Origin of the sequence: Lysinibacillus sp. NPDC093197 (assembly GCF_044754025.1) — a bacterium.
Classification (GTDB): Bacteria; Bacillota; Bacilli; order Bacillales_A; family Planococcaceae; genus Lysinibacillus.
In genome coordinates this window covers 585637-611513 of the sequence record NZ_JBIVOH010000001.1, presented here as the reverse complement: position 1 = coordinate 611513, position 25877 = coordinate 585637, and the positions used below count along the sequence as shown (strand labels likewise).

Here is a 25877-nt window from a genome sequence, read left to right as displayed (position 1 = left end):
AAAGTAATCTTCTATTTAAAAATTATTTTCCGAATTATTATTACAAGTGGTACTATTGATGTTAAGTGAAATTTTTTAGCAACTTAGAAGGGAGACATATATGTATAAAAAGTTTTTTTCATACTACAAACCACATAAACGATTATTCGTTGTCGATTTTTCTAGTGCGATTATTGTAGCAATACTAGAGCTCGCCTTTCCATTAGCTGTTCAATGGTTCATTGACAAACTACTGCCTACAGGGGAGTGGAGTATGATTGTCAAAGTAAGTATTTTGCTATTGCTAGTATACGTACTTAGCACCGTACTAAACTTTATTGTCAATTATTTAGGGCATAAACTTGGTATAAATATTGAAACCGATATGCGGCAAGAACTGTTTAATCATGTCCAGCGCCAATCATTCCGTTTCTTTGATAATACGAAAACTGGGCATATTATGAGCAGAATTACAAATGATTTATTTGATATTGGTGAATTTGCCCATCACGGTCCAGAAGATTTATTTATTGCTATTATGACGTTTGTAGGTGCTTTCGTTATTATGTTTAATGTCAACCCAACACTTGCGTTAATTGCAGCGATTATGGTGCCGTTCTTAATGTGGCTTGTAACAGTTAGTAACATTAAGATGAACAATGCATGGAAAACGTTGTACGTTAAAATTGCAGATGTAAACGGTCGTGTGGAGGATAGCGTTTCTGGTGTGCGCGTTGTGAAATCTTTTACAAATGAAGCGTATGAAATGGAACGTTTTAAGGAGCAAAATGGTTTTTTCCGTTCGGCAAAATTATACGCCTATAAGATTATGGCAGGGGCGCATTCGAGTATTTATATGATGACTCGATTGTTAACGTTAGTTGTCCTTGTAGTAGGAGCCTGGTTAAGCTTTAATGGGAAATTATCGTACGGAGGACTTGTAAGCTTTGTATTGTATACGAATGTTCTTATTAAACCCATCGATAAAATTAGTGCGTTGTTAGAACTGTATCCGAAAGGGATGGCAGGCTTTAAGCGTTTCCGTGAGTTAATAGAGCAGGAGCCAGAAATTCAGGATCGTGAGGGAGCAAAGCAAGTAACACATTTATGTGGAGACATCTCGTTTAAAGATGTTGATTTTAATTATGATACGTCAAAAGCTGTTTTACAAGGTATTTCATTTGATGTGCATGCAGGACAAACAATTGCCTTTGTTGGTCCATCTGGAGCTGGAAAAACGACAATTTGCTCTTTAATTCCAAGGTTTTATGATGTCACTAAAGGAGCGATTACAATTGATGGCTTGGATGTACGTAATATGACACAAGCCTCTCTACGAGCACAAATTGGCATTGTACAACAAGATGTCTTTTTATTTACAGGGACAATTCGAGAAAATATTGCCTATGGTCGTTTAGGTGCAAGTGATGAAGACGTTGAAAAAGCAGCTAAAAGGGCGCATTTAGAATCGTTTATTGCAGAGCTTCCAGATGGTTATGAGACACAGATTGGTGAACGTGGCTTAAAGCTATCTGGTGGGCAAAAGCAACGTATTGCCATTGCACGTATGTTCTTGAAAAATCCACCGATTTTAATTTTGGATGAGGCAACTTCTGCGCTAGATACAGAAACGGAAATGATTATTCAACAATCGTTATCGGAACTTGCTGAAAATCGAACAACACTCATTATTGCGCATCGTCTAGCGACAATCCGTAATGCGGATCGGGTGCTTGTTGTCACACAAAATGGGATTGAAGAGGATGGTACGTATGCGGAACTAGTGGCACAAGATGGTATTTTCGCAAAATTACATCATATTCAATTTCGTAAAACAGAAATTGAAAAAGTAGTACAATAGTATAGATGTTAAACATATTCAAAAGGCATCGAGTAAATCAATACTCGATGCCTTTGTTTTATTTTACTTGCTATTTTGTAATTGTTTCAATAAAAGATTCCCTACCAGGATTTACCTTGACTACGTTTATTTTAATTTTGCGTATAGAATCTTCCGTTAAGTCGATTTTACCGTTATTCTCTAATTTTTTCCATGTCTTAACGTCTTTGCGATAGAGCTGTTCAGATAAACGGTAAATATCAGTATTCAATGCTAACGATTCCTTAAATGTTTCCCTTACTTCTTTTTCTACCTGTTTTTTGACCAACTGACGAATTTCTTCGGTCGTAATTTCTTCTGTAATACCAAGAACGTTAGCTTCCATTTTTATTTCAATATCAAATTGTACGTTTTCGTTTTTTACGACTGGAGAAATAAGAACTTTTAAATGATCTAATGTAATGGTTACGAATTGTTTTTGCTCTCCAATTTGCCCGGTTATTTCACTGCGAATTGTTTCATTGTTCATCCATTTAATACCATTTGCGTTTTCTTCGGTGAGAAATCCTTTTAATCCTTCTTTAGATAGTAGTGTAATACCTTTTATTTCCACTGATTCTGACTGTCCTTTGGAAGATACCCATCCTCTATCAATTGATACTAATGGAAGATAAACTTCATGGCTAGGCTCATTTAGACCTATCACTAATTTTCGAAGATCAATCGGTCTTACAAAAGATTCTTGCTTAAACGAATTTATCGGATCTCCGAGTTTAGATAATGTTAGAGCTTTATTATTGATCGGTGTTACGACAAGTAATTTATCGAGTGGCTCTTTTGTGCCATATATCCAAATTTGATATCGTGTTTCACGATAACGAGTTAAGAAATCGAGTACTTGATTTACCTTGTTGTTATTCATTACTTCTTCTGAAAGTATAATATAGGTGATATGTCCCCAAAACGCTTTTTGATCAATGGAATGATATAAATCGAAAAGAGAATCTTCAATTGTTTTACCTTTTGCATGTCCAATTTCAGCCTGTTGAGCTTGCGGATTATTTGGCTGTTCGGATTTGGCTATATTGGCAAAATCAATAATTTGCATGTAAGTTTCATAATTGCCATCTTTATAATCTATACCAAGCGCATGGACATAGTACATTCTTTGTGGTTCAGTGACATCCCAACATCCTGATAACAGTGTAGTGAATGCTAACAACATTATACTGAGTATTTTTTTATTCATTTTTATCCTCACTCGCACGGGTTTGATCTTGTGGTGCAATATAGTTTGGACGCTTGGTATAACCTTTTGGTGATAAGCGTAACAGTGTTTTTTTAATGGTTGACCAATCTAAATCAGCGCCAATTTGCATATAAGAGTTACCGAATATTCTAATATTACATAAGTAAAGAAGGGTTACGTATAGTGAAATAAAAAAGCCGAATAAACCAAAAAAGCCGCTTAATAAAATGAAGCCAACGCGGAAAATACTGATTGTCGTAACGAGTGATTGATTAACGAGTGTAAAGGATGCAATAGTAGAAACGGCAATAATTACAATCATTTCTGGACTTGTAACACCTGCACGTATTGCTGCATCGCCAATAATTAAACCACCAACGACACTTATCGTTCCACCGATTACAGATGGTAGACGTAAGCCTGCTTCTCTAAACAGCTCAAACATTAATAGCATCAATAGCATTTCAAGCGAAGAGGGGAAGGGTAGGCCGGTTCGACCTTGGACAACAGTTGCTAAAAGCAATAATGGTAATTGATTTTGGTGATAGGTTGTTAAAGCAAGCCAAAAAGCAGGTAACAGTAGGCCGATAAAAATACCAGATATACGTAGTAGACGTTCAAGTGAACTAAAAACAATCGGGTATTCATTATCTTCCCCTGACTTTAACAGTAAAAATAAATTAACAGGAGTAATGACAGCATAAGCTACGCCATCTACAAAAATTAAAAAACGTCCTCGTATCAATGATTGAATTGCAAAATCTGGCCGTCCTGTATAATCAGTTTTTGGGAAAAACCTTGTATTTTTGTTTACGCGCTCCATTAGTAAATCACCGCTAAATACAATATCCGTATCGACTGATTGTAATTGTACTTTTATACTATTTAAAATTTCCAAGTTCGCAATGTCGCCAAAATAAAGTATAGCAACGGTTGTCTTTGAGCGTTTCCCAAGTTCCATTTTTTCTACACATAAGGAATTCGTAGGCAGTCGTTTTCGTATTAATGCAATATTGACCGAGATATCTTCAATAAAATTATCTCTAGGTCCTTTAACGAGTACTTCCATCCTAGTTTCTTCAGGATTACGATTAGGTTTTCTGGCAATATTACTGGCGTAAAGCAGATCATCCGTTTCAAAAAAAAGAAGTAAATGGCCATTATAAATGAGTGTAATGGCTTCTGACTGGTCTGTTACTTGTTGTAGGCCAGGGATGTGTAACTGTTTATTGATAGCATCTTGTAGTGATGCGTCCTTTAAATTATCAAAAAGAGCTTGAACACGCATGACAATGACATCATTGAGAAGTTGTTGATCAATCATCGCCTCACAGATGACAAATTGTACTTTATGTTGCTGGAATGCATATTCTTGAAAATGAACATCAGCAGACTTTTCAAATAATTGCTTTAAGGTTGATAAATCTAAGGGCTTTTCTGTTGAGGGCATCAAGTGTCACCACTTTCCGTGTCTTGGGTATCGGCTTTAGATTTTTTTCCTTTCTTTCCTGACATGAAAGCTACAATCATTAAAAATATAGATAGTAAGAAAAAGAAAATAAATGTACCTGCTAACATATAATTTCCTTTAAGTTGTAGAAATATGTGTTCATTTAATAACATTAATGGTAGACATATAAAAAAGAATGGAGGTGCAACCATTTTCCAAATACGTCGGTGATCTCCTGCCATGCCCAATAAATCTGTAACGATATATAAAATAAATCCGACTCGAATAAATGTGCCAGTTAACCATTGATAAATTGAAAGAAAGTCTAGATGCTCCACATAGCGTCCTATTGTTACTAAGCCCCACTCTTCGTAAGCCGGATAACGTTGTTTTGAGGCCTCAGCTGGTCCAAACTCTGTAATGGCACCAACGAGGGGACCCATTGTTAGCCCTGCTAAAATAAAGAGTATAATGGCGAAGTGATACCAACGCATTCGATCTTTAATTTGGTGTTGTATGAGTAAAAATAATATTAATTCCGAAAAACCCGAGGCGGGGAAGACGAGCCCCTGTAAAACTGGCGTAAATCCATGTTCAAAAAAAGGACGTAGTAAGTCATAGTCCTTAACTTGTAAGTTTGTAAAGGCAACAAAAAATCCAAAAACAACTACAGCTAATAAAACGAATACATTGACGATGACGATCGTTTGTAAACTAGTCGTAACAAGTAGGATACAAAGAACGACGTATATAGCAAGTAAGATTAACCTTGGCGTTCTAGGTAAAAAAGTGGTATTTACCCACTGTAAGGTTTCAATCATTGTAAAGGCCGCAATAATGATAAGATAAATTGCGATAGTATAAATCACGATTTTAGAACCGATTTTTCCGATTTTTTGTGGCAGCCAATCTTTTAAAGGCTCTTGATTCGATTTTCTATGAATATAAACTAAAAGAAAGAGCCAAGGAAACATTATAATCGTTGTAAAAATTACAGATAGCCAGCTATCTCTTTCTGCAGTTTCCAATAACGGAGGCATAATTGTAACGTGATTTTTTAAGCCAATAACGGTCATTGCTAGGAAGACAACATGTAAAATACTAATTGATCCTACACCTTTCATTTGAAAACCCTCTAACATGTTTTGATACAAGTTAGCTTTGACAAAAAGTTGAAAGATTATAAGTCATAAAAAAGCACTATCTCACATTAAATGAGATAGTGCCTGCGATTAATGAATATATTTATTACTTACAAGACTATTTTGAAGAACGTCTGTTGGAATTTCAAATTCCACTACACCCATATAGCCAGGTGCTACTTCATATTTATCGAATGAAATAACGAGTTTTCCTTTTTCAGAAATGTAGAATTGTTGTTCCTTATTGATCGTAGTAAACACTTCCATTAAATCTTCATCAGGCAAGCCCGCTCCTTTAACCCAATAAACTTTATCTTCGTTTGTTGCAGCAATTTGTTCACGCATTTGTTCTTTAATATTCTCACTAATAGCATGAATATAGCTATCATCTTTAAATAGACTTGGCAGCGTAATTAAAATTTCGTTTTGTTTATCAATCGTATCATAGTGCATAACGGTTGATGATGATCCTACTGTATTGACAATATAACGTCCTATCGATAAAATCTGGTCGTTATCCGTTTTAATTTCATAGCCGCTATCTATTCCATAGTGACCACCGCCATTTGCTTTCAAATCGCCAACTTCTGCAATAAAGTCATCATAAAGTGCTTTTCCTTCTGAACGATATTTTTCATTTAAAGCATTTGCAAGATCTGTATTTTCTAAATGCTCAATAGAAGGTACTTTAATAGTAGCGTCATATGTGTCATCAGCTACTTCATATTCTGTCCATGTCAGTACTTTTATGACACTCCCTACTACAGGAATATCAGACAATGTACGTGCCATTGCAGGGCTAATATTTAAACTAGCTGTAAATAGCATAGCAGCTGCCGCTGTTCCAAGTAACCATTGCGGTCCTCGATTTTTTTTCTTCCTTTTTCCTTGTTTTAGTGCACTTTCAACTACAAAGTCAAGCTCTTTTGGTATTGGAACGTCATTATAATGTTTTTTTAGCTCTTCTAATTTTTTATCCATGTGCTGTTTCTCCCTTCCCATCTTGGAGTTGTATTTTTAACAGTTTTAAAGCTTTATATAGGCGTGATTTAGCTGTGCTTAGCTTTATATCCAGTATGTTGGCAACATCAGCTAACTTTAAATCTTCGAAATAATGTAAAATCACGACTTCACGGTACATTTGAGGTAATTCCTCTAAAGCATGCTCTAAATCGATGTTCTCGTAAATATCTTCTTGAGCAGGAGTTAAATATTGTAAAGTGTTATCATCCGTCACTTGTAAGCGATTATGCTTGCGCAAAAAATCAATGGCTGTACGTACAACAATTTTGTAAAACCAGCTTTTCATGTAATCCACATGCTCTAATCGATCGAGAGAAAGCATGGCTTTTTGAATACTGTCTTGTACTATATCAAGTGCATCCTGCTCATTTTTCGTATAGCTATAGGCAAGCAAATAAAATCGTTCTTTCTGTTCACGAATTAACTGGACAAACACCTCTTCATGTTGAAATGCATTTCTTGTTTTCATGTCCAAAGAAGCTCCTTTTTAACATTTTCAATTTGTATACAACTACTAGACGTATGAAAGTGGGGAAAAAGTTGAAGCAATGAAAAAAAACTTACCTCATAATAGAGGTAAGAATTGTTTCACGAAAAATAGTCGTATGTATTTTTCAGCAATAATAGGATGGTAACAACGATAAATAGTTTACGCACGTAACTACTCCCGCGTTTAATAGCAAATTTTGAACCGACTATCGCACCTGCAATTTGAGCTAGTCCCATAGCGAAGCCGTAAGTATAATGAATCTGGCCTAAGTATATAAACATTAGAAGCGCTGCTATATTGCTTCCAAAGTTTAAAAACTTGGCATTGCCGGCTGATTTTAAAAAGTCAAAGCCAACGATTAAAAAGGCAAACAGTAAGAATGATCCGGTACCAGGGCCTAAAAAACCATCATAGAAGCCAATTAAAGTAATAATAAGGACGAAAAAAGCATATCGTTTAGGTGTTAGCTTTTTATATGTGGAAATACTACCCCAGTCTTTTTTGAAAATCGTATAAACAGCTACAGCCGCTAGCATGATTAACATTAAAGGCTTTAAAACACTTGGATCAATTAAATGGACAATCCATGCGCCAATCATGGAGCCGAAAAAAACAAAAGGAAACAGCTTATAGACAGATTTAATATCTAGCTTCCCAGAGCGGTAAAACGTAATGGTACTAGTTAAAGATCCCATTGTACCCGCTAGTTTATTTGTTGCGACAGCTGCGGATGGTGGTAATCCTACAAATAGGAGAGCAGGTAATGAAATGAGCCCACCACCACCAACTACTGAGTCGATAAATGCAGCCAAAAAGCCAAAAATAATAAGAATTAATAATATATTTGGGTCTAAATCGAAGGGCACAAACGTCATCTCTTTTCTCTAATAATAATCTGATATTAAAGGAACACGGAGTGACTGTAAATAGCTTGTATTAATTTTTAGCTACCACGTTTAGTATGCATCATTTGTTGAGGAACTATAAAAATCTACAAAATACAAAAATATTCTACTTTATGTAATTATTTTAATGTATTATGAAGGAAATGGTGTTTTTGCGTAAAGGGGACGTGATGACATTTGTCTTTAGGAAATCATTTTCGAGTGTTTGTTTGTGTTGTATTTATGGGTGTGCTCGTAGGGTATGTGTTTAATGCGAAAAAAGATATTACGGATAATGTATATATCGATACAGTAAAGGAAGGATATTTGGTTGATTTTGCTGACGTGAAAGTTCGTGATGCCTTTAATTATGCTTTTACAGAGCCGTATTGGCGTTATTATAAGGCGAAAACGGGTCAACATGTCGTGGAGCTTTCAGGGGATATTCTATTTTCAGACGAAAAAGGACATGCCATATTGCAATTCATAGTGAATGAGGAAGCAACTGAATTTAAGCTTTTTGCAATGAAGTTTAACGATGTTGTACTTGATTCAAAACAAAAAGGAAAGCTTGTTGGCATTGTTTATGAAACTTGGGAAATGAAACAGCTCGCATATCAGTAAGTGCTTTTGCTTTGTAAAAAGGGATGACTATATTACAGTAGAAAGGAGAGCATACAGACAGAGAGGGTGTTTTCATTGAAATTAAGTATTTTAGATCAAATTCCTGTACCGAAAGGTCATACTGCTGAACAGGCCTTTTTGCGTACAGAACAATTAGCGCTCTTAGGGGAAGAACTTGGCTTTAATCGCATGTGGTTAGCAGAGCATCATAATAGCGAATCACTAGCAAGCTCAGCACCTGAAATTACAGCAGCCTTTTTAGCGGCGAAAACAAAACGTCTGCGGATTGGCACAGGGGGCGTCATGATGATGCATTATTCTCCCTACAAGCTGGCAGAAGTATTTAAAACATTAAGTGCACTAGCACCGAATCGCATTGACTTTGGTGTTGGCCGTGCTCCTGGTGGAGACCATGCATCAATCTATGCATTAGCAGAGGGACGTAGACAACATTTTAATGAACAATATGACAAGCTCGATATCATTTTAAAATTGATGAATAATCAAAAAACGGGCGAGTCTGTCTATGATCAAGTGATTGCTTCGCCTACTAACATACAATTACCAGAAGCGTGGTTGCTCGGCTCAAGTGGTCAAAGTGCCATGCAGGCAGGGCAACGTGGTGTAGGTTATTCGTATGCTCAGTTCTTTACGGGCAATATGTCCAAAGATATTTTTGATACGTATAAATCTTATTTTACACCTTCTTATTATATGGAAAAACCGCAAATTATCGTTACCTATGCAACAACGGTTGCTGATACGTTAGAGGAAGCGGAATACTTAGCTAAGCCAATTGATATTACGCGCCTTCAGCTTATGAAGGGGCAAATTATTCAGGCGATGTCACCAGAAGAGGCGAAGGATTATCCATTAACAGAGATGGATAAAATGATGATTGCCAACAACCGCAAAGCAAATATTGTAGGCACACCGAAGGAAGTTGCAGCATTTTTAGTAGCAGAGCAGGAACAATATGGCTTTGATGAAGTGATGCTAAACTGCAATCAATATGCGCAGGAAAGTCGCTTGAATTGCTATAAACTACTGGCAAATGAATTGATTTAACAAATAGCTATATTAAGAAATAAATTGAAAAAGTGTTAGATTGACGGCCATCAATCTAACACTTTTTCTGCTGTACCGTTGTTGTCCGCTCGCTAACTTGCGAGGTGCCAACGTCATACGTTCTGTGCGTGTCTGCGGAAAGGGTGGAGAGGGAACGGAAATCAACGAATTATGAAAGTTTATCTACAGCAGAAATGTCCAATGCATTCAGTTGCATTGGACATTTTTTATAGTTAAAGTTTCGCTGAGCCGCTCATAAAAGTAGTGTCTTGATAATACATATTTTTAACTAAGACATTCGGACCTAAACATTTCACAGCTGGACAGTGGCAGTTTAAAGATTTAGCTAAATCTGTAGCCATCCATTTGTCGAAAATTGCTGGCAGTTTATCATGAACGATATTACCGAGAGCTGATGCATCACCAAAGTCTGTAACGATGACATCACCTGTAAAGATATTGACATTTAGTCGTGAACGACCGTCTGGATCATTACGCATTGTGACGTTTTTAGTCTCTCGTAAACGTTTTAATAGTTTTTGATCTTCCTCATTAGTGCTACAAGGATAAAACGGCAATGTACCAAAGAGCATCCAAGTATTTTCATCGCGTACATCAAGTAAATGATGGATCGCTGCACGTGTTTCCTCTAGAGAAAGAGATGTTAGCGAACTTGCGAAGTCAGACGGATACATCGGATGTACTTCATGACGAGCACATTGCATCTCATTAATAATTTGGTTGTGGATATGCTCTAAGTAAGGCAATGTTTTTTTATTGAGCATTGTTTCGGCAGATACCATAACGCCATGCTCAGCTAGCATTCGAGCATTATCAATCATGCGTTGGAAAAGAGCTGCACGTTGCTCATAAGTAGGTTTACGCGCCATCATGGCAAAGCCAGTTTCAACAAATTCATCCACCGTACCCCAGTTATGTGAAATATGTAATACATCTAAATAAGGGGCAATGAGTAAATAACGTTCTGGTTCGATTGTTAAGTTCGAGTTAATTTGTGTACGAACCCCACGTGCATGTGCATATTTTAATAGGGGTAGTACATAATTTTGAACTGATTTCTTAGACATCATCGGTTCGCCACCAGTAATACTAAGTGTTTTTAAGTGTGGAATTTCATCAAGGCGTTTCGTGATTATGTCCATTGGCAGTGCCTCTGGATCCTTATTTTGCAACGTATAGCCGACTGCACAGTGTGCACAGCGCATATTACAAAGAGTGGTTGTTGTAAATTCAATATTTGATAGGGTCATGTGCCCATGTTGTTCGACATCTAAATAGGCTTCCCACGGATCAAAGCTGGGCGTAATTTTTTGTAAGGTCGTCATTTTTCGTACATCTTCCTTTCTAGCATTCTATTGTCTCATATTCAGTGATATTTTCAAATATGAAATTATTGAAAGAGCATTTTTTTGTCCTTTCTTGGAAATTTTATTCGTGTATCGATATAAAAAATGCTTCTAAATATCCTCAGCGCTTTTCAATCTTTGGAAGAAAACTACAATGATGAACGAAATAGGCATGTGGTATTAAGTTTAGAATACTTTTGCATGTACACAATGGCAGCATATGGTCCAAAAACGGGTTTCTTTTAATACGCGAATGCAAAGAAAAGAATGAGTGTTTACACTGCTATTTTTCTGAAAAAACGTTATGATAGAGAAAGCAAGGCGGGAAGACCGTAACGAAGAAAGTAGGAATATGTTTTGAGTAAGTATGAAATACTATTATTTGATGTAGATGACACTTTATTAGATTTTAATTTAGCTGAAGATGCAGCACTAAACCGTTTATTTGAACAAGAAAAAATTGCGACTACACCGACTATGATTACCCGCTATAAAGAAATTAATGAGTCAATGTGGCGTGCTTTTGAGCGAGGCGAAGTAACGAAAACTTCTCTACATAATACTCGATTTTCAATCGCGTTAAAGGAATTTGGCATAGAGGTAGACGGCGAGTATGTTGAAACTGTTTTCCAAAAGTATTTGCAGGAAGCACATCATTACGTAGATGGGGCATATGAGCTGATTGCACAACTTGCAGACAGTTACGATTTATACGTCGTTTCGAATGGTATTACAAAAACACAAAATAAACGATTAGCAGATGCAGATTTAGCAAAATATTTTAAAGGTATTTTTATTTCAGAGCAAACGGGCTATCAGAAACCGATGCCAGCATTTTTTGATTATGTTTTTGACCGTATCGACGGATTAAATAAAGATAAGACTTTAATTGTGGGAGATTCACTAACATCTGATGTAAAAGGCGGTTTACTAGCAGGGATTGATACGTGCTGGTTTAACATTCGCGATATGCAAAACACAACTGATATAAAGCCTCATTATGAAATTAAAAAATTACATGAGTTGCATATGTTATTAAATAAATGATTCATAAAGGAACTTCGCTCTACTATTTGATAGTAAGCGAAGTTTTTTTAGGTAGGTAACTGTAGGAGCATGTGCTAAAAATACTATATTTTTAAACAATTAAATCTATTATGATAGTTATAGAAAATAATAAAAGGGAGGAGCAATATGAAAAGAATATTTCAAACAACGACTATACTTGTATTGCTGGGGGCATCAATCGCTTTCCCGATAGAAGCTTCCGCCTATGAAGAACCGACGCACTACGTACATACGAAAACAGAAAATATGACAATCTATTCTGCCTATGGTGCTACAATTTCTGCAACTGAAAAAAATGGAATCTATAGCATTAAAGCGAATATCGTCAATAACCGTCAACCGCTTGAAGTTGTCATTTTTAAAAATGGACAATCCGGTGTGTTACAACAAGTATTGAAAAAAGGAATGGAACCCGTTGCCTATCGAGATGAAGGAGATCGTGTGGTTGCGATAATTCACAACAATGCAGAGTTGAAGTTTGTGCAACCTGAGCAACTCTATTTCCGAGATTTAGCAAAGACATCAACTAGCTCCTACATTCAAACTTTGGCAGAGCGAGGAATTATTCGTGGGCGTACACCAGATAATTTCGGTGTAAATGACTCTTTAACACGTGCACAGTTTAGTGCTTTGCTCGTCCGTGCATTTAGCTTTCAGCAGGAGCCAACGAAACAGTTTACAGACATAAATCTAAAAACATCGTGGTACGGTGGTCATGTAGGTGCTTTACATTCATTAGGCATTATTCATGGCAAAACGCCAACTACTTTTGATCCGAATGGCAAAATTACACGTCAGCAGGCGATATTGATGCTAGGACGCACATTGGATGCAGTTGATTTTGTGCTAGAAGATAAAGATGATACAACCATTTTACCTTTTGAAGATAGCTATACATTCCAAGGAGAGTTATTACGTCACACGCAGACACTATATACAATCGGTGCTTTAGATGACAATGCCAATTTAAACCCTAACCAGTATATTACACGAGGTCAATTCGCAAAAATGTTGGCTGTCACTTTGCAAGCAGCAGGCAGATTATAAGTGCCATTTTAAGTGCCTGGCACTCTATCGGCGGTATTGGCAGAGCTATCGGCGATTAACGCAATTTTAACGGCGAAATTTACAAACTAATCGGCGATTGAACACCTTTTTATCCTTAATAGGAAGAAAAGGTGTTTTTATTATGTGAAATATTCGATAAAAAGAACAAAATATTGTAAGTGAAATTGAGCACATTAAATCTATAAAAAGGTATAAAAAACAAACGATCGGGCAAAACCATTTATGAGACTAGTTTTCACGAGAGGGGAAAATGCTGATGAGTACTATATTAAATGCTACAAAACGTCATAAAGGACAACGCTCAACATTAACAAAACTAAGACAAAGTGGTGCCATTCCTGGCGTAGTTTACGGTTATCAAATGGAGCCCACTTCGATATCACTTGATGCCAGAACATTTGCTAAAGTTTTAAGCGAAATTGGTAGTAAAAGTGTATTTCAATTAGATGTCGAAGGAAAAAAAGTAAATGCAGTATTAACAGAAGTACAACGTTGTGCGTTAAAAGGTTTTGTAAAGCATGTAGACTTTAAATCAATCAATATGTCAGAAGAGCTAGAAGTCGATATCCCTGTTACCGTAGTAGGTGATGCTATCGGTGTTAAAGATGGAGGTTTCTTGTTACAACCAAATCGTGAAATTCGTATTAAAGTGAAACCTTCGGAAATACCAGAAACGGTAGAAGTCGACGTAACAAATGTTGCAATTGGTACCTCACTGTATGTTGGAGATATTCGTCAAAACGTACACTTTGAAATTTTAAATGAAGACGACTATACATTAGTGACTATCACGCCTCCAGCAGCAGAAAATGTACAAGAAGTGGAAACAGTAGATGGCACACCTGAAGTAATAGAAGCGACAGGGCAAAATACAGCTGAACCGAGAGAATAAAGAGTTTTCAAACAACTAATTTAGTCATGAAAAAGCTTGTGAAGTATTACATTTCACAAGCTTTTTGAATTTATATAATTTTTAAACGACAGCGCTCTTAACACCAGTCCATTTTGTAAATAATTTCTCATTGTAAGTTAATGCTAATTGTACAATTGGGCCAAGGCCGAAAGCCATTAGCACTGTTCCTACTCCAATTGGACCACCAAGTAAAAAGCCAATAATAGCAACTGTTACTTCCATTAACGTACGAGCACGTGTAACACTCCAGCCTAGCTTATGAACCATCAAGAGCATTAATGTATCTCGTGGGCCAATGCCTAAATTCGCTACCATATACATGCCACAGCCCCAACCAAGTAAAAGCAATCCAGTTAAGTAGGCAAGTAGCTGCATCCAAAAGCCCTCAATATCTGGGAGCCAAAAGTTGAAAATATCAATAAAAATGCCAGCTAAAAACATATCTATAAATGTACCTGGTAAAGGAAATTTCTTTGTCACTAGCATATCAAATGCTAAAATGGCTAAACCAATTAGTATAGACCAAGTGCCAATTGTAAGACCAAATGTTTTGGCTAACCCTATATGTAAAACATCCCATGAACCAACGCCAAAAAATTGTCCTTTAATAGTTAAAGTTATGCCAAAGGATAAAACTAAGATGCCAGCAATGAAAAATAGACATCGTGTAAAAAAAGCTTGTTTCATATTTAAAACCTCATTCTGAAAAATTCATATTGTCCAACAAAGTATTATAGCAATAGTTTTAGAAAAACGCCGAAAATAGTCATTTCATATTTTTCAAAAAAAGGCGGTTTAGCTTTAAGAACGAGGGGTAAAATAATAATGAATATGAAAGGATGGGATGAAATGACTTCAGTACGTGATGAAATTTTAGAAGTATTAAATCGAGAAAAAATAGGAACGATGGCAACCGTTGAAAATGGCAAGCCATATTCACGTTATATGACATTTCAAAATGAAGACTTCGTATTATATACAGTGACAAATAAGCACTCTGAGAAAATCGATGAGCTATTGAAAAATCCTTATACACATATTTTATATGGCTACGATAATGGAGGCTTTGGTGATACGTTTGTAGAAATTGAAGGGAAGCTTACAGAAATTGAAGAGGAAGGCTTGAAAAATAAATTAGCAGAATTTTTTACAGGTATTTTCATTGGCAACAAAGATGAAATGGTGACACTTAAAATTGAACCTATTCGTATGCGATTGATGAACAAAAAAGGTGAGCCACCTAAAGAGTTAGAATTTACAAACGACCATTTATAAATGGTCGTTTTTTTCATACTAGTAATAAGGTATATAAAAAAATGAAGACGAAACAATCAACATGACTTGAAACTCCTTCGTCATTCATGCATGATAGGTCATAAAAGAAAAGGGAGTGCTCAAAATGGTAGAAAAAGTACAGCAGCTAGCAGAAAATATACAGGCTTCACAGGGGAAAATGGAGGCAGATTTTATTTTGCGTAATGCACAAGTTGCAGATGTTTTTACTTTAACGTGGAAGAATGCAGATATTGTTGTGAAGAATGGGCAAATTGTAGCTCTCGATACACAAAATCGTTTTATTGCTCACAATGAGGAAGATGCTGAGGGGCATTATGTTATCCCAGGGTTAATGGATGGGCATATACATATTGAATCATCAATGCTTACGCCTTCTGAATTTAGTCGCGTGCTTGTTCCTCACGGCGTGACGACTGTCATCACAGATCCGCATGAAATAGCAAATGTTGCAGGTGCTGAAGGCATCCAGTTTATGCTAGATGATGCGAAAAAAGCGGAAATGGATATTTTTGTAATGCTTCCTTCCAGCGTGCCAGGCACTCGTTTTGAACATGCAGGGGCCACACTTACTGCTACAGACCTAGCCCCTTTTATGACCAATGATAATGTACGTGGATTAGCAGAGGTGATGGATTTTCCAGCTGTGCTGAATGGCGAAAAGAACATGCTTGAAAAAATTAGGTTAGCACAACAAGCTAACCTTGTTGTAGACGGACATTGTGCAGGATTGACTAGCACACAAATTACAGGTTACCGAGCGGCAGGCATTCATACTGATCATGAGTGTGTGACAGCGGAAGAAGCGTTAGATCGTATAGAGCAAGGAATGTATGTATTAATACGTGAAGGCTCAGCAGCTAAAAATTTACGTGATTTATTACCGGCTGTAAATACAATTAATGCGCGTCGCTTTGGTTTTTGTACAGATGACAAGTATGTTGACGAATTAATGGAAGAGGGAAGCATCAACTTTGATATCAAGATGGCGATTGAAGAAGGAATGGAGCCATTGCAAGCTATTCAAATAGCTACAATTAACGTAGCTGAGTGCTATCGTTTATACGATCGAGGGGCAATAGCACCAGGCTATAAAGCCGACTTTGTCTTAGTGGAAGATGTTACGAAAATGCGAGCGCAAGCCGTCTGGAAAAATGGCGTCAAAGTTGCTGAAAAAGGTACAATGCTAACGGCGCGTGTAGAACCCGAAGTGCCTGCTCATATCCATCGCTCTGTGCATTTGCCAACTATTACTACGGACATGCTTGCCATTCCATTTACAAAAGGATCAAAAGCTAATGTAATGGAGATTGTTCCTAATCAGCTTATTACCAATCATTTAGTAGTAGATGTACCGGTTACGATGGATAAATTTATTCCATCAGTAGAGCAGGATTTACTAAAGTTGGCTGTAATCGAGCGCCACCATCATTTGCACACAACAGGTCTTGGTATTGTGAAAGGTTTTGGATTGCAAAAAGGTGCGGTTGCAACGACAGTAGCACACGACTCTCACAATGCACTAGTCGTTGGAACGAATGATGATGATATGGTCATGGCCCTTAATCGTATTCAAGAAATTCAAGGGGGATTTGTGATCGTAGCAGACGGCAAAATATTAGCAGAAATGCCATTAACAATTGGTGGGCTAATGACAGATGCAACAGCACATGATGCCAAAATACAATTAGCGAGTCTACACACTGCACTAAATGAGCTAAATCCTAATTTAGATTTTCATTTTCTTTTAACGTTTTCATTTGTGGCATTGCCTGTTATCCCATCTTTAAAATTAACGGATACAGGACTATTTGATGTCACAACATTCCAACATATTTCGGTAGAAGCATAATGATAAAAACGACCTGAAAGCATGCAATCAGGTCGTTTTTTTTAGTTGTTATCCAAGCCTTATGCTGCTTTTCATGCGGCTAAACAATACGATTATAATCATTTTTTACGTACTATTAAATAAAAATATTACTGCGCCTGATTCAAAATTATTGAAATCGAAGCGTTTTCATATTAGAATAACATTTATAGATTATCGATAATCTATAATGGATAACATTTTTACTAGCCACCATATACACGGAACTATTAAAATAAGAGGATATAAATTTATTGGAGTGGTTAGATGGGGTTTAATGAAAATTCAATTTCGAAGAAAACGATAGCAGAACAAATAGCTGAGCAATTATTATTTCGCATATTTTCAGGTCAATATGAACAAGGACAGCGTTTGATAGAGTCGGAAATTGCAAAAGAGTTACAAGTAAGTCATGCACCTGTCCGAGAGGCTCTGTATCTTTTACAAAAAGATGGTGTAGTTGAAAAAATACAACATAAAGGTGTAAGTGTAAAAATTATTTCGGATCAGGAATTGAAGGATTATTTAGAGACCCTTTATTACCTGTTGGATCTTGCACTTAAAAATTGTGAAACAAAATGGACTGCCGAATTTCAAAATGAACTTTTACTTCGTTTTGAAACGATGGAACAACGAAAGTCCGTAAAAAATATTTACGAATATGTTGTATCGTTTGCCCACCTGTTAGAATTGTTTTTCGATATTACTGGAAATATTGCGATGCTACGTTTCTTTAAAGAAACCATATTTGTTACAAATGTAGCTGCACAAACAAAATGGAAAATGAATCTTGTTGAATCCTATCATATGTCCATTCATACGTTTATCAAGTGTATAGAAATATCGGATTTTGAAAATGCCCGAAATGCTATTAAAGATGTTATTTTATGGCATCATTTTAATTAAATTTTAAAGGGGAAATTGATATGAAAGCAGCAGTTTGGCACGGCGTAAAAGATATTAGAGTAGAAGAGGTTGAATTACGTTCTTTAAGAGAAGATGAAGTGAAAGTAAAAGTAGCTTGGGCAGGTATTTGTGGAAGTGATTTACATGAATATCAAGAAGGTCCAGTATTCATACCGGTTGATGCAAAAGCTGATTTAACGAGTGAAATTGCTCCGCTAACAATGGGACATGAATTTGCTGGCGTAATCGAAGAAATTGGTTCTAAGGTTACAAATTTTAAAGTAGGAGACCGAGTAGTAATTAATCCTACTTTAACATATAGAAACAAACATGAAGATATCGATCGTTATGATGGATTTAATTTCATCGGATTACATGGAAACGGTGGGTTTGCAAAATATGCAAACGTGCCTGAAACAAATATACACCGTTTAGCTGATAATTTAACATTACAAGATGGTGCATTAGTAGAACCGATGGCGGTTGCTGTACAAGCTGTAAAAGATGCTGGCGTTACTTTAGGAGATTCAGTTGCAGTGTTTGGTGCTGGTCCAATTGGATTATTGACAGTCATTGCTGCTAAAGCATCTGGAGCAAGCAAAGTTATCGTATTAGATTTATCTGATAACCGATTAGAAAAAGCAAAAGAGTTAGGTGCAACACATATTATTAACTCAGGTAAAGAAGACCCTGTACAAGCTGTTCGAGCGATTGTAGCAGATGGGGTAGATGTTTCTTTTGAAGTTGCTGGAGTTGCTCCTACTTTTAAACAAGCTATTGATGTAACAAAAGCGCGTGGTAATATGATGATTGTTTCTATTTTTGCGAGACCAATCGAGTGGAATCCAATTCATCTTACAAACACTGGTGTGAATCTTCTTTCTTCAATTGTTTATACACCAACAATATTCCAAAGAACAATTGATGCAATGGGTGCTGGTCAGCTAAATCCACAAGGCATTATCACAAGCCAAATAAAATTAGATGATATCGTTGATAAAGGCTTTGAAGCGTTAACAAACGACAAAACTCAATCTAAAATATTAGTTGAGTTAAGTGGAGAAAAATAATACAACGCCAACTAGTGAATTTATACTAGTGTAAGCTCATTTATCTTTTAAGAGAGAACTAATTATAGTTCTCTCTTTCTTTTATTCCCTCAACATGTTGATGTTCAGCATGTCGCAAATGATGAATGAGCACAATGTTAAAATCTTTCAAAATAAACGTGTTAGTGTATGCTCTTTTGCTTTTGAGTGTAGCTAATTAGTTCATTTCACAGGCGTGACTTATTGACTTTATTGTTTTTTTAATGTGCCTGAAAAATTCGTACCTTCATTACGCTCTGAACTGCAATCAACCTCGATTATTTTTAGCGCATTTTTAAGTTGCTCGAATTCCAGAACACAGCGGTTTCCATTTTCAGATCTGTTCATTACAGCCTTAGTGTTAGATGTAATGGTAGCTGTCCCATCTACACTACCTAACTGTTGACCATCACTTGCTGTTAAAGAAATGTTAAACGTTTTGCTTGTGACATTAGAAATAATGGCGTCGCGTCGATTAAACTCATTCGCCCCTTTGCCCCATTTATAGTAGTACGTATAAGTCCCTTCCCACGCACTATTTGAAGGAAGCACTTGCTGCATCGTTTTATCTAGCTGATGTTGTCCATTGATCGCTCGTGAATTTAAGGAAGCATTGCTCGGATTATCATGAATGTTTTGTGCATCTTCAGAAATAGTATAAAAATTTCTCGAATCCATGCGATGGAGTAATGTGACGACTTGCGCACGTGTCATATTGTTTGCAACGCCAAAAAACTTTTGTAAATCACGATTTTCATATTGCTCGTTCTGACCAGTGGAAATATAGGAATCGAGTAAAAATTGAATGGATTCATTGAGACCACGTTTACCCTCGGCTAGGTGAGTGATAGCCTGTGCAACAACCCCACGTTTTATAGCAGTTGCTCGGATATTGTTATGAAAGTAGCCGTTAAGAGGTACACCATAACTTGCAAGGCGGTTATAATACTCATCTGACCAATTCGCTGCAGGGGTTTGCTTTTTCAACTCATCATATGGAGTTTCTAGTTCATAATAATTTGCAAGTAACTTTGCAAATTGTTGCTCGGTAATGGTCGCATTCGGCTTGAACGTGCCGTCAGCATAACCATCAATAATGTCATATTCCTCTGCCCACATGACGGCCTCATAAGCAAAATGGTCTTCGGTCACATCTGTAAAACCAGCTGCCTCTACTTTGAGGTTACCAGCAACGATAAGTAATGAAAGCAATACTATACTCAATAATTGTTTCATTAGCATTCTTCCTTTCTAGCAATTATACTATTTAGTTTGCAGGATATAGATGGAAACTGCAAATGTTTCCATTAGATATTTTCAAGTGCATGTCCTTTTTACTAGTCAAAAAGTAGTCAGACTTTATTGGCAATATCGAAGAATCTATCAGCGATATAGGACAGTTAAACGGCGAAAACGAACATCAATTTTTCATCTTTTTTATAACCAAGATAGGCATCGCTAATTTTTGTAGAACATGTGCAAAAATTAGCGGTGTTTTTTTTGTAGGCTAAATACAAAAGATGTGCAAGAAAAAAATTTTTTTTAAAAATTTTTGTTAAAACAGTTGAAATTTATTCACTTTAAGCATATATTTTTCCTAAGGGAAACAAAATATCGTAAACGAAAGAAGAGTGAGTCAATGAAAAAGTTAGATGAATTAAAACTAACGATTCTTCCACTAGGAATACTAGTGTTTCTGACGATGTTGTGGAAAATGACCCAATCTGTAGGTGTAGCGATTTCAATTGTTGTATTTTGGATGGGCTGGAAACAGCTTATGAAGAAATTTATGATAAATAATTAATTTGAGAGACAAAGTTGCATCAACAGTAATGCGGAAATAAGAGAAATGTTTACGCAAGTTGCAGCGAAGCATTTCTCGTAAATTATAAAATTTAAGGAGGGAAGCCGTTTAGTCAAAATAAGCAACACTATAAAACAAAAAAAGTAATACGTTTACTTCAACATCGCTTAACGAATATTCGTATCATCATCTTCATTAAGTAGCGACTAACAATAAAGATAAACTTTCTAGCACCGATTTGGAGAAGTAATCCTACTGAGAAAGATAAATAATAACATCTTTCTCAAGTTCATTTGGGCAACAAAAGCTGTACGAGTTTCTAGCGTATATTTGATTGAAACAGTTAAATGTTATCCTTCTTCTGAAATCTATAGTGGAAATAGCTTTAATCGAAACTTTCACTATTTGAAAGAATCTCTAAAGGTGATGGGTGTAGCATAGTAAGATGAAAATCCTGCGCCCATCTATGTAGTTTCTATTAGTCGTCAAAATGCAGAAGATACGGCTAATATGTATTCGTTGTATGCACTATCAGCTTGTGGTGCTGCTAAGACAAACGAAAGTAGCTTCGGTAAAAATGAGTACGATGAAGCAAGAGGTAAACGTAAACTTATAACGTTTTAGAAGGTTTTGACAACGGTAATGGTAAATGAAACGTTTATTAGGTGTATTTGTTTTAATGATGTTACTTTTTGGTTGTAGCGCAGAAAAAAATGAAACTGGAAAAAGGGAAGGGGTTGTTGTTGCAACGACAGGGCATATTGGCGATGTTATTAAAGAAATTGGCGGTGACCATTTAACTGTTTCAGCTTTAATGGGACCTGGTGTTGATCCACATTTGTACAAGGCAACACAAAGTGATTTATCAAAATTAGAAAACGCTGAAGTAATTTTTTATAACGGTTTACAATTGGAAGGCCAAATGCTCGATATTTTCGATCAAATGTCAAAAGATAAAACGGTATTAGCTGTTGGTGATAAGTTAGATAAAGATAAGCTACTTGATAGTGAAGATGAAGGGCTACTACACGATCCGCATATATGGTTTAACATTGACCTTTGGAAACAAGTTGTAGAAGCGGTAACGGAAACACTTGTGAAAGAATATCCAGAGTATAAGGATGATTTTAAAGCAAATGAAACAGCTTTTTTGAAAAAATTAGATGAATTGCAAACTTACGCGAAAGAGCGTATTAATGAAATTCCAGAAAAACAACGTATATTAGTAACGGCCCACGATGCGTTTAACTATTTTGGTGAGAGCCAAGGTTTTGAAGTTCGTGGCTTACAAGGGCTTAGTACAGAAGCAGAATATGGTGTGAAAGACGTACAGGAAATGGTAGATTTCTTAGTTGATAACAAAATCAAAGCTATTTTTGTAGAGTCAAGCGTTTCAGATAAAGCGATGAAAGCCGTAATAGAAGGAGCAAAACAGAAAGGGCATGACATTGTTATTGGTGGAGAGTTATTTTCAGATGCTATGGGTGCTGAAGGAACAAAAGAAGGCACATACATTGGGATGTATCAACATAACATCGACACAATTGTCGATGCACTGAAGTAGGTGGAAAAATGAATGCATTAACAGTTGAAAATTTATCGGTTGCTTATGATAAGAAAACGGTGTTGGAAAATGCCAACGTTACAGTGCCTACAGGCAGACTTTCGGCAATTATTGGTCCGAATGGAGCAGGCAAATCAACATTTTTAAAGGCAATTTTAAATCAATTACCAAATAAGGTTGGGAAAGTAGAAATACTAGGAAAGAACTTTGATCCAAAAAGTCTAGTTGTTGGCTATGTACCACAACGCAATGCAGTCGATTGGGATTTCCCAACAAATGCCCTCGATATTGTGTTAATGGGGCGATACGGACATACAGGTTTATTTAAAAGGCCATCCAAACAGGATAAGCTGCTTGCTAATCAAGCTTTGGAAAGTGTAGGAATGCAAGATTTTGCAGAGCGTTCCATTGGTCAATTATCTGGTGGTCAACAACAGCGTGTGTTTTTAGCAAGGGCTCTAGCGCAAAATGCAGATATCTATTTTTTAGATGAACCATTTGCTGGTGTAGATGCCGCAACAGAAAAAACGATTATCGATATTTTAAAAAGCTTAAAGGCACAGGGGAAAAGTATTTTTGTTGTGCATCATGATTTACAAACAGTAAAAGAATATTTTGATTACACAATTTTATTAAATAAAACGATTTTAGCATCAGGTGCAACTGAAGATGTTTTTACTGCTGAACAATTACAAAAAACATACGGTGGTAAATTATTTATGATGCAAGACACGTTAGGAGCGAACAGCGTATGTTAAGCGGTAACTTACTTTGGGTGTTGCTCGGTACGATGCTACTTGGCATTGCGGCTGGAATAACGGGGACCTTTTCCTTTCTTCAAAAACAGAGTTTAGTTGGGGATGCTGCAGCACATGCAGCGTTGCCTGGTATTGCTATAGCATTTTTATTAACGGGCCAAAAAGATTTACCAATCTTAATTTTAGGGGCTGCAATTACGTCAGCATTATCCGTATATTGTATTCAATGGATTGTTTCATTTTCTAAAATGAAAGCAGATGCTGCTATTGGTTTAGTATTGACCGTATTTTTTGGGGTAGGGGTCGTATTTTTGACAGTTGTGAATCATAGTCCGCTAGGAAATCAAAGCGGACTCAATGATTTTATTTTCGGCAAAGCTGCAACAATGACAAAAGTTGATTTAACATGGTTATTTATCAGTGCAACAATCATCATTTTAGTTAGTCTATTATTTTATAAAGAATGGAAGCTTTTAATCTTTGATCCTGTTTATGCAAAGGGCATTGGCTTGCCGGTTGAAGCGTTAAAAGCTGTATTGACGATATTGATTGTTTTGACAATTGTAACAGGTATCCAATCCGTTGGTGTTATTTTAATGTCGGCACTGTTAATCATTCCTGCTGTAAGTGCTAGGCTATGGACGACAAAATTAAGTTCCATGATTGTACTGAGTGCTACGATTGGTGGCATATCAGGTTTAGTCGGAACCTTTATTAGTTCACTGCGAACGGGATTATCAACAGGACCTATTATCGTATTAGTAGCAGCTAGCATCTTCTTTATCTCTTATTTAATAAGTCCAGCAGGGCAAATTAATAAGTTTCTCAGAAAAAAACAGTTTCGAAAGCAAGGTGAGGTAGGGTGATTGAGTTTTGGGTCATTTTTACAGGTCTTCTAGTAGGGATAACATGTGGTATAGCAGGAGTTTTTCTAATATTACGTAAAATGTCAATGATAGCAGATGCCATTAGCCATACTGTGCTGTTCGGAATTGTTATGGCTTTTATTGTTACGCAAACATTAAATGGCTTTTGGATGCTAATAGGAGCGGCAATTGCAGGGATTTTAACTGCTTATTTAGTACAGTTACTGCATTCATCGGGTATACAGGAAGATGCTGCCATTGGTGTTGTCTTTACGTCTTTATTTGCTGCAGGCGTCTTGCTTATTACATTGTTTGCTAGCAATGTTCATTTAGACGTTGAGCATGTATTAATGGGTGAAATTGCCTTTGTCCCTTGGGATAAATGGACATTATTGTCGATTACAATGCCAAAAGCAGTCTGGATGTTGTTGCTCGTTTTATTAATAAACATTGGGTTCCTTGTTTTATTCTTTAAGGAAATGAAGCTAGCAACCTTTGATGCAGTGTATGCGGCGTCTATAGGCGTTCCAATTATTTTTCTGCATTATGGCTTTATGACTTCAATTTCCTTCACAACTGTAGCAGCATTTGATAGTGTAGGGGCAATTTTAGTAGTTGCCATGTTAATTGGTCCTGCCGCAACAGCCAATTTAATTAGTAAATCGATTAAACAAATGTTTCTATACAGTATGTTATTTGGCGGGGCAGCAGCGATTATTGGCTATTATTTGGCGAAATTTTGGGACACGTCCATTGCAGGTATGATGGCCACAGCAGTCGGCATATTATTTGTCGTCACGTTATTAGCTCAAAAAATCGTCGATAGGAAAAGAAAATCCCTTGTAGGTAAATTAGAGGGTTTATAATTGATAATAATGAAGAGGTGAGGCTTATAATAGGCAGCATCTCTTCATTTTTTATTTTTGGAACATCGAGAACGAATAATGAGAAAGGTAAAAATAAGGTGAACATTTCATCCTTTAGCATGATTTTCACTTTCTATATTAATAGTATACTTTTGTCAGTGATGAAAAGGAGCGATAGCATGATAAAAGGGTTATATGAAGCACATTTACCAGTAAGTAATTTACAAAAGTCAATCACTTTTTATAAAAAACTAGGGCTTGAGTTAGCTTATGTGAAAAATCAATTAGCTTTTTTCTGGATTGTCAAAGGGGAAAGTTGGATTGGGCTTTGGGAAAGTAAGGAAGCAAAATTAGATTATCATCCTTCTATTCGGCATATTGCTTTCAGAATTGATAAAGAAGATTTAGCACGAGTGAAAGAGTGGCTGCAATCCATTGACATTGAAATAAAAACAGCATTTGGTTTTACGCCAGCACAACAACCGCTTGTTTTACCAAATAATCCACATGCACATGCCGCAATCTATTTTGCTGATCCAGACGGGAATTCCATTGAGCTAATTACACCATTGAGACTGGATGTTGAGGAAGATTTTCCAATGATGTCGTTAAATGATTGGTGCAATAATGAGGGGATATAGATTGGTAAAAAGAATACATAATTACAAGCTAAGGTAGAGATAAAATAGTAGAATTG

At 36.4% G+C, this 25877-nt stretch carries 25 protein-coding genes; 16 read left to right on the top strand and 9 right to left on the bottom strand.

Features of this window, described 5'->3' with window-relative positions; all coding sequences use genetic code 11:
- Window positions 1–100 precede the first annotated feature (100 nt).
- Window positions 101–1840: an ABC transporter ATP-binding protein gene (locus ACIP9G_RS03150; protein WP_401017311.1), complete on the top strand. Its 1740-nt coding sequence runs from the start codon at window positions 101–103 to the stop codon at window positions 1838–1840.
- Between the two features lie 70 nt (window positions 1841–1910).
- Here the strand turns inward: ACIP9G_RS03150 and ACIP9G_RS03145 are convergent, their stop codons facing one another.
- The 6 genes from ACIP9G_RS03145 to ACIP9G_RS03120 all read right to left on the bottom strand — a co-directional run bounded on the left by ACIP9G_RS03145 (window position 1911) and on the right by ACIP9G_RS03120 (window position 8039).
- Window positions 1911–3068 carry a Ger(x)C family spore germination protein gene (locus ACIP9G_RS03145; RefSeq protein ID WP_401017310.1) on the bottom strand — a complete coding sequence of 386 codons (1158 nt, stop codon included), beginning with the start codon at window positions 3066–3068 and terminating at the stop codon, window positions 1911–1913.
- Window positions 3061–4518 (bottom strand): spore germination protein, encoded by a 1458-nt coding sequence (locus tag ACIP9G_RS03140; RefSeq protein WP_401017308.1) that lies wholly within the window; start codon window positions 4516–4518, stop codon window positions 3061–3063. Before ACIP9G_RS03140 ends, ACIP9G_RS03145 begins: the two co-directional genes overlap by 8 nt.
- Complete coding sequence (locus ACIP9G_RS03135) at window positions 4518–5642, bottom strand: endospore germination permease (RefSeq protein ID WP_401017307.1); 1125 nt, start codon at window positions 5640–5642, stop codon at window positions 4518–4520. Before ACIP9G_RS03135 ends, ACIP9G_RS03140 begins: the two co-directional genes overlap by 1 nt.
- A 108-nt stretch (window positions 5643–5750) precedes the next feature.
- Window positions 5751–6641, bottom strand: a complete 891-nt coding sequence (gene rsiV / locus ACIP9G_RS03130; protein WP_401017305.1) for an anti-sigma-V factor RsiV — start codon at window positions 6639–6641, stop codon at window positions 5751–5753.
- Entirely contained in the window at window positions 6634–7152 is a 519-nt protein-coding gene (locus tag ACIP9G_RS03125) for an RNA polymerase sigma factor SigV (RefSeq protein WP_340824046.1), read from the bottom strand. The genes rsiV and ACIP9G_RS03125 overlap by 8 nt, the downstream gene beginning before the upstream one ends.
- 119 nt (window positions 7153–7271) lie before the next feature.
- On the bottom strand, window positions 7272–8039 hold the full coding sequence (locus ACIP9G_RS03120; RefSeq protein WP_340824048.1) for a TSUP family transporter: 768 nt from the start codon (window positions 8037–8039) through the stop codon (window positions 7272–7274).
- Between the two features lie 216 nt (window positions 8040–8255).
- Here ACIP9G_RS03120 and ACIP9G_RS03115 point away from each other — a divergent pair, with 216 nt between their 5' ends.
- Window positions 8256–8681: a hypothetical protein gene (locus ACIP9G_RS03115; protein ID WP_401017302.1), complete on the top strand. Its 426-nt coding sequence runs from the start codon at window positions 8256–8258 to the stop codon at window positions 8679–8681.
- Between the two features lie 75 nt (window positions 8682–8756).
- The gene (locus ACIP9G_RS03110; protein ID WP_401017300.1) at window positions 8757–9749 is read left to right on the top strand and encodes an LLM class flavin-dependent oxidoreductase; all 993 of its coding nucleotides are present in this window, start codon (window positions 8757–8759) and stop codon (window positions 9747–9749) included.
- 233 nt (window positions 9750–9982) lie between these two features.
- On the opposite strand, the gene yfkAB is transcribed toward ACIP9G_RS03110, so the two are convergent.
- Window positions 9983–11095, bottom strand: a complete 1113-nt coding sequence (gene yfkAB / locus ACIP9G_RS03105; protein WP_340824052.1) for a radical SAM/CxCxxxxC motif protein YfkAB — start codon at window positions 11093–11095, stop codon at window positions 9983–9985.
- Between the two features lie 378 nt (window positions 11096–11473).
- Between yfkAB and ACIP9G_RS03100 the strand changes: the two genes are divergently transcribed.
- The 3 genes from ACIP9G_RS03100 (at window position 11474) to ACIP9G_RS03090 (ending at window position 14144) form a co-directional block, all read left to right on the top strand.
- Entirely contained in the window at window positions 11474–12163 is a 690-nt protein-coding gene (locus ACIP9G_RS03100; protein ID WP_401017297.1) for a YjjG family noncanonical pyrimidine nucleotidase, read from the top strand.
- A gap of 147 nt (window positions 12164–12310) precedes the next feature.
- Window positions 12311–13231: an S-layer homology domain-containing protein gene (locus ACIP9G_RS03095; protein WP_401017295.1), complete on the top strand. Its 921-nt coding sequence runs from the start codon at window positions 12311–12313 to the stop codon at window positions 13229–13231.
- Between the two features lie 277 nt (window positions 13232–13508).
- Complete coding sequence (locus ACIP9G_RS03090; protein ID WP_401017293.1) at window positions 13509–14144, top strand: 50S ribosomal protein L25/general stress protein Ctc; 636 nt, start codon at window positions 13509–13511, stop codon at window positions 14142–14144.
- Window positions 14145–14225: 81 nt separating this feature from the next.
- Here ACIP9G_RS03090 and ACIP9G_RS03085 read toward each other — a convergent pair whose 3' ends face one another.
- Window positions 14226–14852 carry a YczE/YyaS/YitT family protein gene (locus ACIP9G_RS03085; protein ID WP_401017291.1) on the bottom strand — a complete coding sequence of 209 codons (627 nt, stop codon included), beginning with the start codon at window positions 14850–14852 and terminating at the stop codon, window positions 14226–14228.
- A 162-nt stretch (window positions 14853–15014) separates the two neighbouring features.
- Here ACIP9G_RS03085 and ACIP9G_RS03080 point away from each other — a divergent pair, with 162 nt between their 5' ends.
- From ACIP9G_RS03080 to ACIP9G_RS03065, 4 genes are all read left to right on the top strand, one after another.
- The gene (locus ACIP9G_RS03080; RefSeq protein WP_173479112.1) at window positions 15015–15440 is read left to right on the top strand and encodes a pyridoxamine 5'-phosphate oxidase family protein; all 426 of its coding nucleotides are present in this window, start codon (window positions 15015–15017) and stop codon (window positions 15438–15440) included.
- A 124-nt stretch (window positions 15441–15564) separates the two neighbouring features.
- Window positions 15565–17310: an adenine deaminase gene (gene ade / locus ACIP9G_RS03075; protein ID WP_401017289.1), complete on the top strand. Its 1746-nt coding sequence runs from the start codon at window positions 15565–15567 to the stop codon at window positions 17308–17310.
- Between the two features lie 285 nt (window positions 17311–17595).
- On the top strand, window positions 17596–18234 hold the full coding sequence (locus tag ACIP9G_RS03070) for a GntR family transcriptional regulator (RefSeq protein ID WP_340824061.1): 639 nt from the start codon (window positions 17596–17598) through the stop codon (window positions 18232–18234).
- Between the two features lie 20 nt (window positions 18235–18254).
- Window positions 18255–19304, top strand: coding sequence for a 2,3-butanediol dehydrogenase (locus ACIP9G_RS03065; protein WP_401017286.1), 1050 nt, complete (start codon window positions 18255–18257; stop codon window positions 19302–19304).
- Window positions 19305–19532: 228 nt separating this feature from the next.
- Here ACIP9G_RS03065 and ACIP9G_RS03060 read toward each other — a convergent pair whose 3' ends face one another.
- Window positions 19533–20558 carry an S-layer homology domain-containing protein gene (locus ACIP9G_RS03060; protein WP_401017284.1) on the bottom strand — a complete coding sequence of 342 codons (1026 nt, stop codon included), beginning with the start codon at window positions 20556–20558 and terminating at the stop codon, window positions 19533–19535.
- A gap of 403 nt (window positions 20559–20961) precedes the next feature.
- Here ACIP9G_RS03060 and ACIP9G_RS03055 point away from each other — a divergent pair, with 403 nt between their 5' ends.
- The 6 genes from ACIP9G_RS03055 to ACIP9G_RS03030 all read left to right on the top strand — a co-directional run bounded on the left by ACIP9G_RS03055 (window position 20962) and on the right by ACIP9G_RS03030 (window position 25821).
- Entirely contained in the window at window positions 20962–21126 is a 165-nt protein-coding gene (locus tag ACIP9G_RS03055; RefSeq protein ID WP_340824065.1) for a hypothetical protein, read from the top strand.
- 649 nt (window positions 21127–21775) lie between these two features.
- Complete coding sequence (locus ACIP9G_RS03050) at window positions 21776–22690, top strand: metal ABC transporter solute-binding protein, Zn/Mn family (protein ID WP_340824067.1); 915 nt, start codon at window positions 21776–21778, stop codon at window positions 22688–22690.
- Window positions 22691–22698: 8 nt separating this feature from the next.
- Window positions 22699–23448, top strand: coding sequence for a metal ABC transporter ATP-binding protein (locus ACIP9G_RS03045; protein ID WP_401017281.1), 750 nt, complete (start codon window positions 22699–22701; stop codon window positions 23446–23448).
- Window positions 23442–24314: a metal ABC transporter permease gene (locus tag ACIP9G_RS03040; RefSeq protein WP_401017279.1), complete on the top strand. Its 873-nt coding sequence runs from the start codon at window positions 23442–23444 to the stop codon at window positions 24312–24314. Before ACIP9G_RS03045 ends, ACIP9G_RS03040 begins: the two co-directional genes overlap by 7 nt.
- Entirely contained in the window at window positions 24311–25180 is an 870-nt protein-coding gene (locus tag ACIP9G_RS03035; RefSeq protein WP_340824072.1) for a metal ABC transporter permease, read from the top strand. Before ACIP9G_RS03040 ends, ACIP9G_RS03035 begins: the two co-directional genes overlap by 4 nt.
- A 179-nt stretch (window positions 25181–25359) precedes the next feature.
- On the top strand, window positions 25360–25821 hold the full coding sequence (locus tag ACIP9G_RS03030) for a VOC family protein (protein WP_401017276.1): 462 nt from the start codon (window positions 25360–25362) through the stop codon (window positions 25819–25821).
- Window positions 25822–25877: the final 56 nt, after the last annotated feature.

Bases quoted from the DNA above. Each gene is read 5' to 3' on its own strand.
- ACIP9G_RS03150 (WP_401017311.1), top strand. From the start codon at position 101: ATGTATAAAAAGTTTTTTTCATACTACAAACCACATAAACGATTATTC.
- ACIP9G_RS03145 (WP_401017310.1), bottom strand. From the start codon at position 3,068: ATGAATAAAAAAATACTCAGTATAATGTTGTTAGCATTCACTACACTG.
- ACIP9G_RS03140 (WP_401017308.1), bottom strand. From the start codon at position 4,518: ATGCCCTCAACAGAAAAGCCCTTAGATTTATCAACCTTAAAGCAATTA.
- ACIP9G_RS03135 (WP_401017307.1), bottom strand. From the start codon at position 5,642: ATGAAAGGTGTAGGATCAATTAGTATTTTACATGTTGTCTTCCTAGCA.
- rsiV (WP_401017305.1), bottom strand. From the start codon at position 6,641: ATGGATAAAAAATTAGAAGAGCTAAAAAAACATTATAATGACGTTCCA.
- ACIP9G_RS03125 (WP_340824046.1), bottom strand. From the start codon at position 7,152: ATGAAAACAAGAAATGCATTTCAACATGAAGAGGTGTTTGTCCAGTTA.
- yfkAB (WP_340824052.1), bottom strand. From the start codon at position 11,095: ATGACGACCTTACAAAAAATTACGCCCAGCTTTGATCCGTGGGAAGCC.
- ACIP9G_RS03095 (WP_401017295.1), top strand. From the start codon at position 12,311: ATGAAAAGAATATTTCAAACAACGACTATACTTGTATTGCTGGGGGCA.
- ACIP9G_RS03090 (WP_401017293.1), top strand. From the start codon at position 13,509: ATGAGTACTATATTAAATGCTACAAAACGTCATAAAGGACAACGCTCA.
- ACIP9G_RS03085 (WP_401017291.1), bottom strand. From the start codon at position 14,852: ATGAAACAAGCTTTTTTTACACGATGTCTATTTTTCATTGCTGGCATC.
- ACIP9G_RS03080 (WP_173479112.1), top strand. From the start codon at position 15,015: ATGACTTCAGTACGTGATGAAATTTTAGAAGTATTAAATCGAGAAAAA.
- ade (WP_401017289.1), top strand. From the start codon at position 15,565: ATGGTAGAAAAAGTACAGCAGCTAGCAGAAAATATACAGGCTTCACAG.
- ACIP9G_RS03070 (WP_340824061.1), top strand. From the start codon at position 17,596: ATGGGGTTTAATGAAAATTCAATTTCGAAGAAAACGATAGCAGAACAA.
- ACIP9G_RS03065 (WP_401017286.1), top strand. From the start codon at position 18,255: ATGAAAGCAGCAGTTTGGCACGGCGTAAAAGATATTAGAGTAGAAGAG.
- ACIP9G_RS03060 (WP_401017284.1), bottom strand. From the start codon at position 20,558: ATGAAACAATTATTGAGTATAGTATTGCTTTCATTACTTATCGTTGCT.
- ACIP9G_RS03055 (WP_340824065.1), top strand. From the start codon at position 20,962: ATGAAAAAGTTAGATGAATTAAAACTAACGATTCTTCCACTAGGAATA.
- ACIP9G_RS03050 (WP_340824067.1), top strand. From the start codon at position 21,776: ATGAAACGTTTATTAGGTGTATTTGTTTTAATGATGTTACTTTTTGGT.
- ACIP9G_RS03045 (WP_401017281.1), top strand. From the start codon at position 22,699: ATGAATGCATTAACAGTTGAAAATTTATCGGTTGCTTATGATAAGAAA.
- ACIP9G_RS03040 (WP_401017279.1), top strand. From the start codon at position 23,442: ATGTTAAGCGGTAACTTACTTTGGGTGTTGCTCGGTACGATGCTACTT.
- ACIP9G_RS03030 (WP_401017276.1), top strand. From the start codon at position 25,360: ATGATAAAAGGGTTATATGAAGCACATTTACCAGTAAGTAATTTACAA.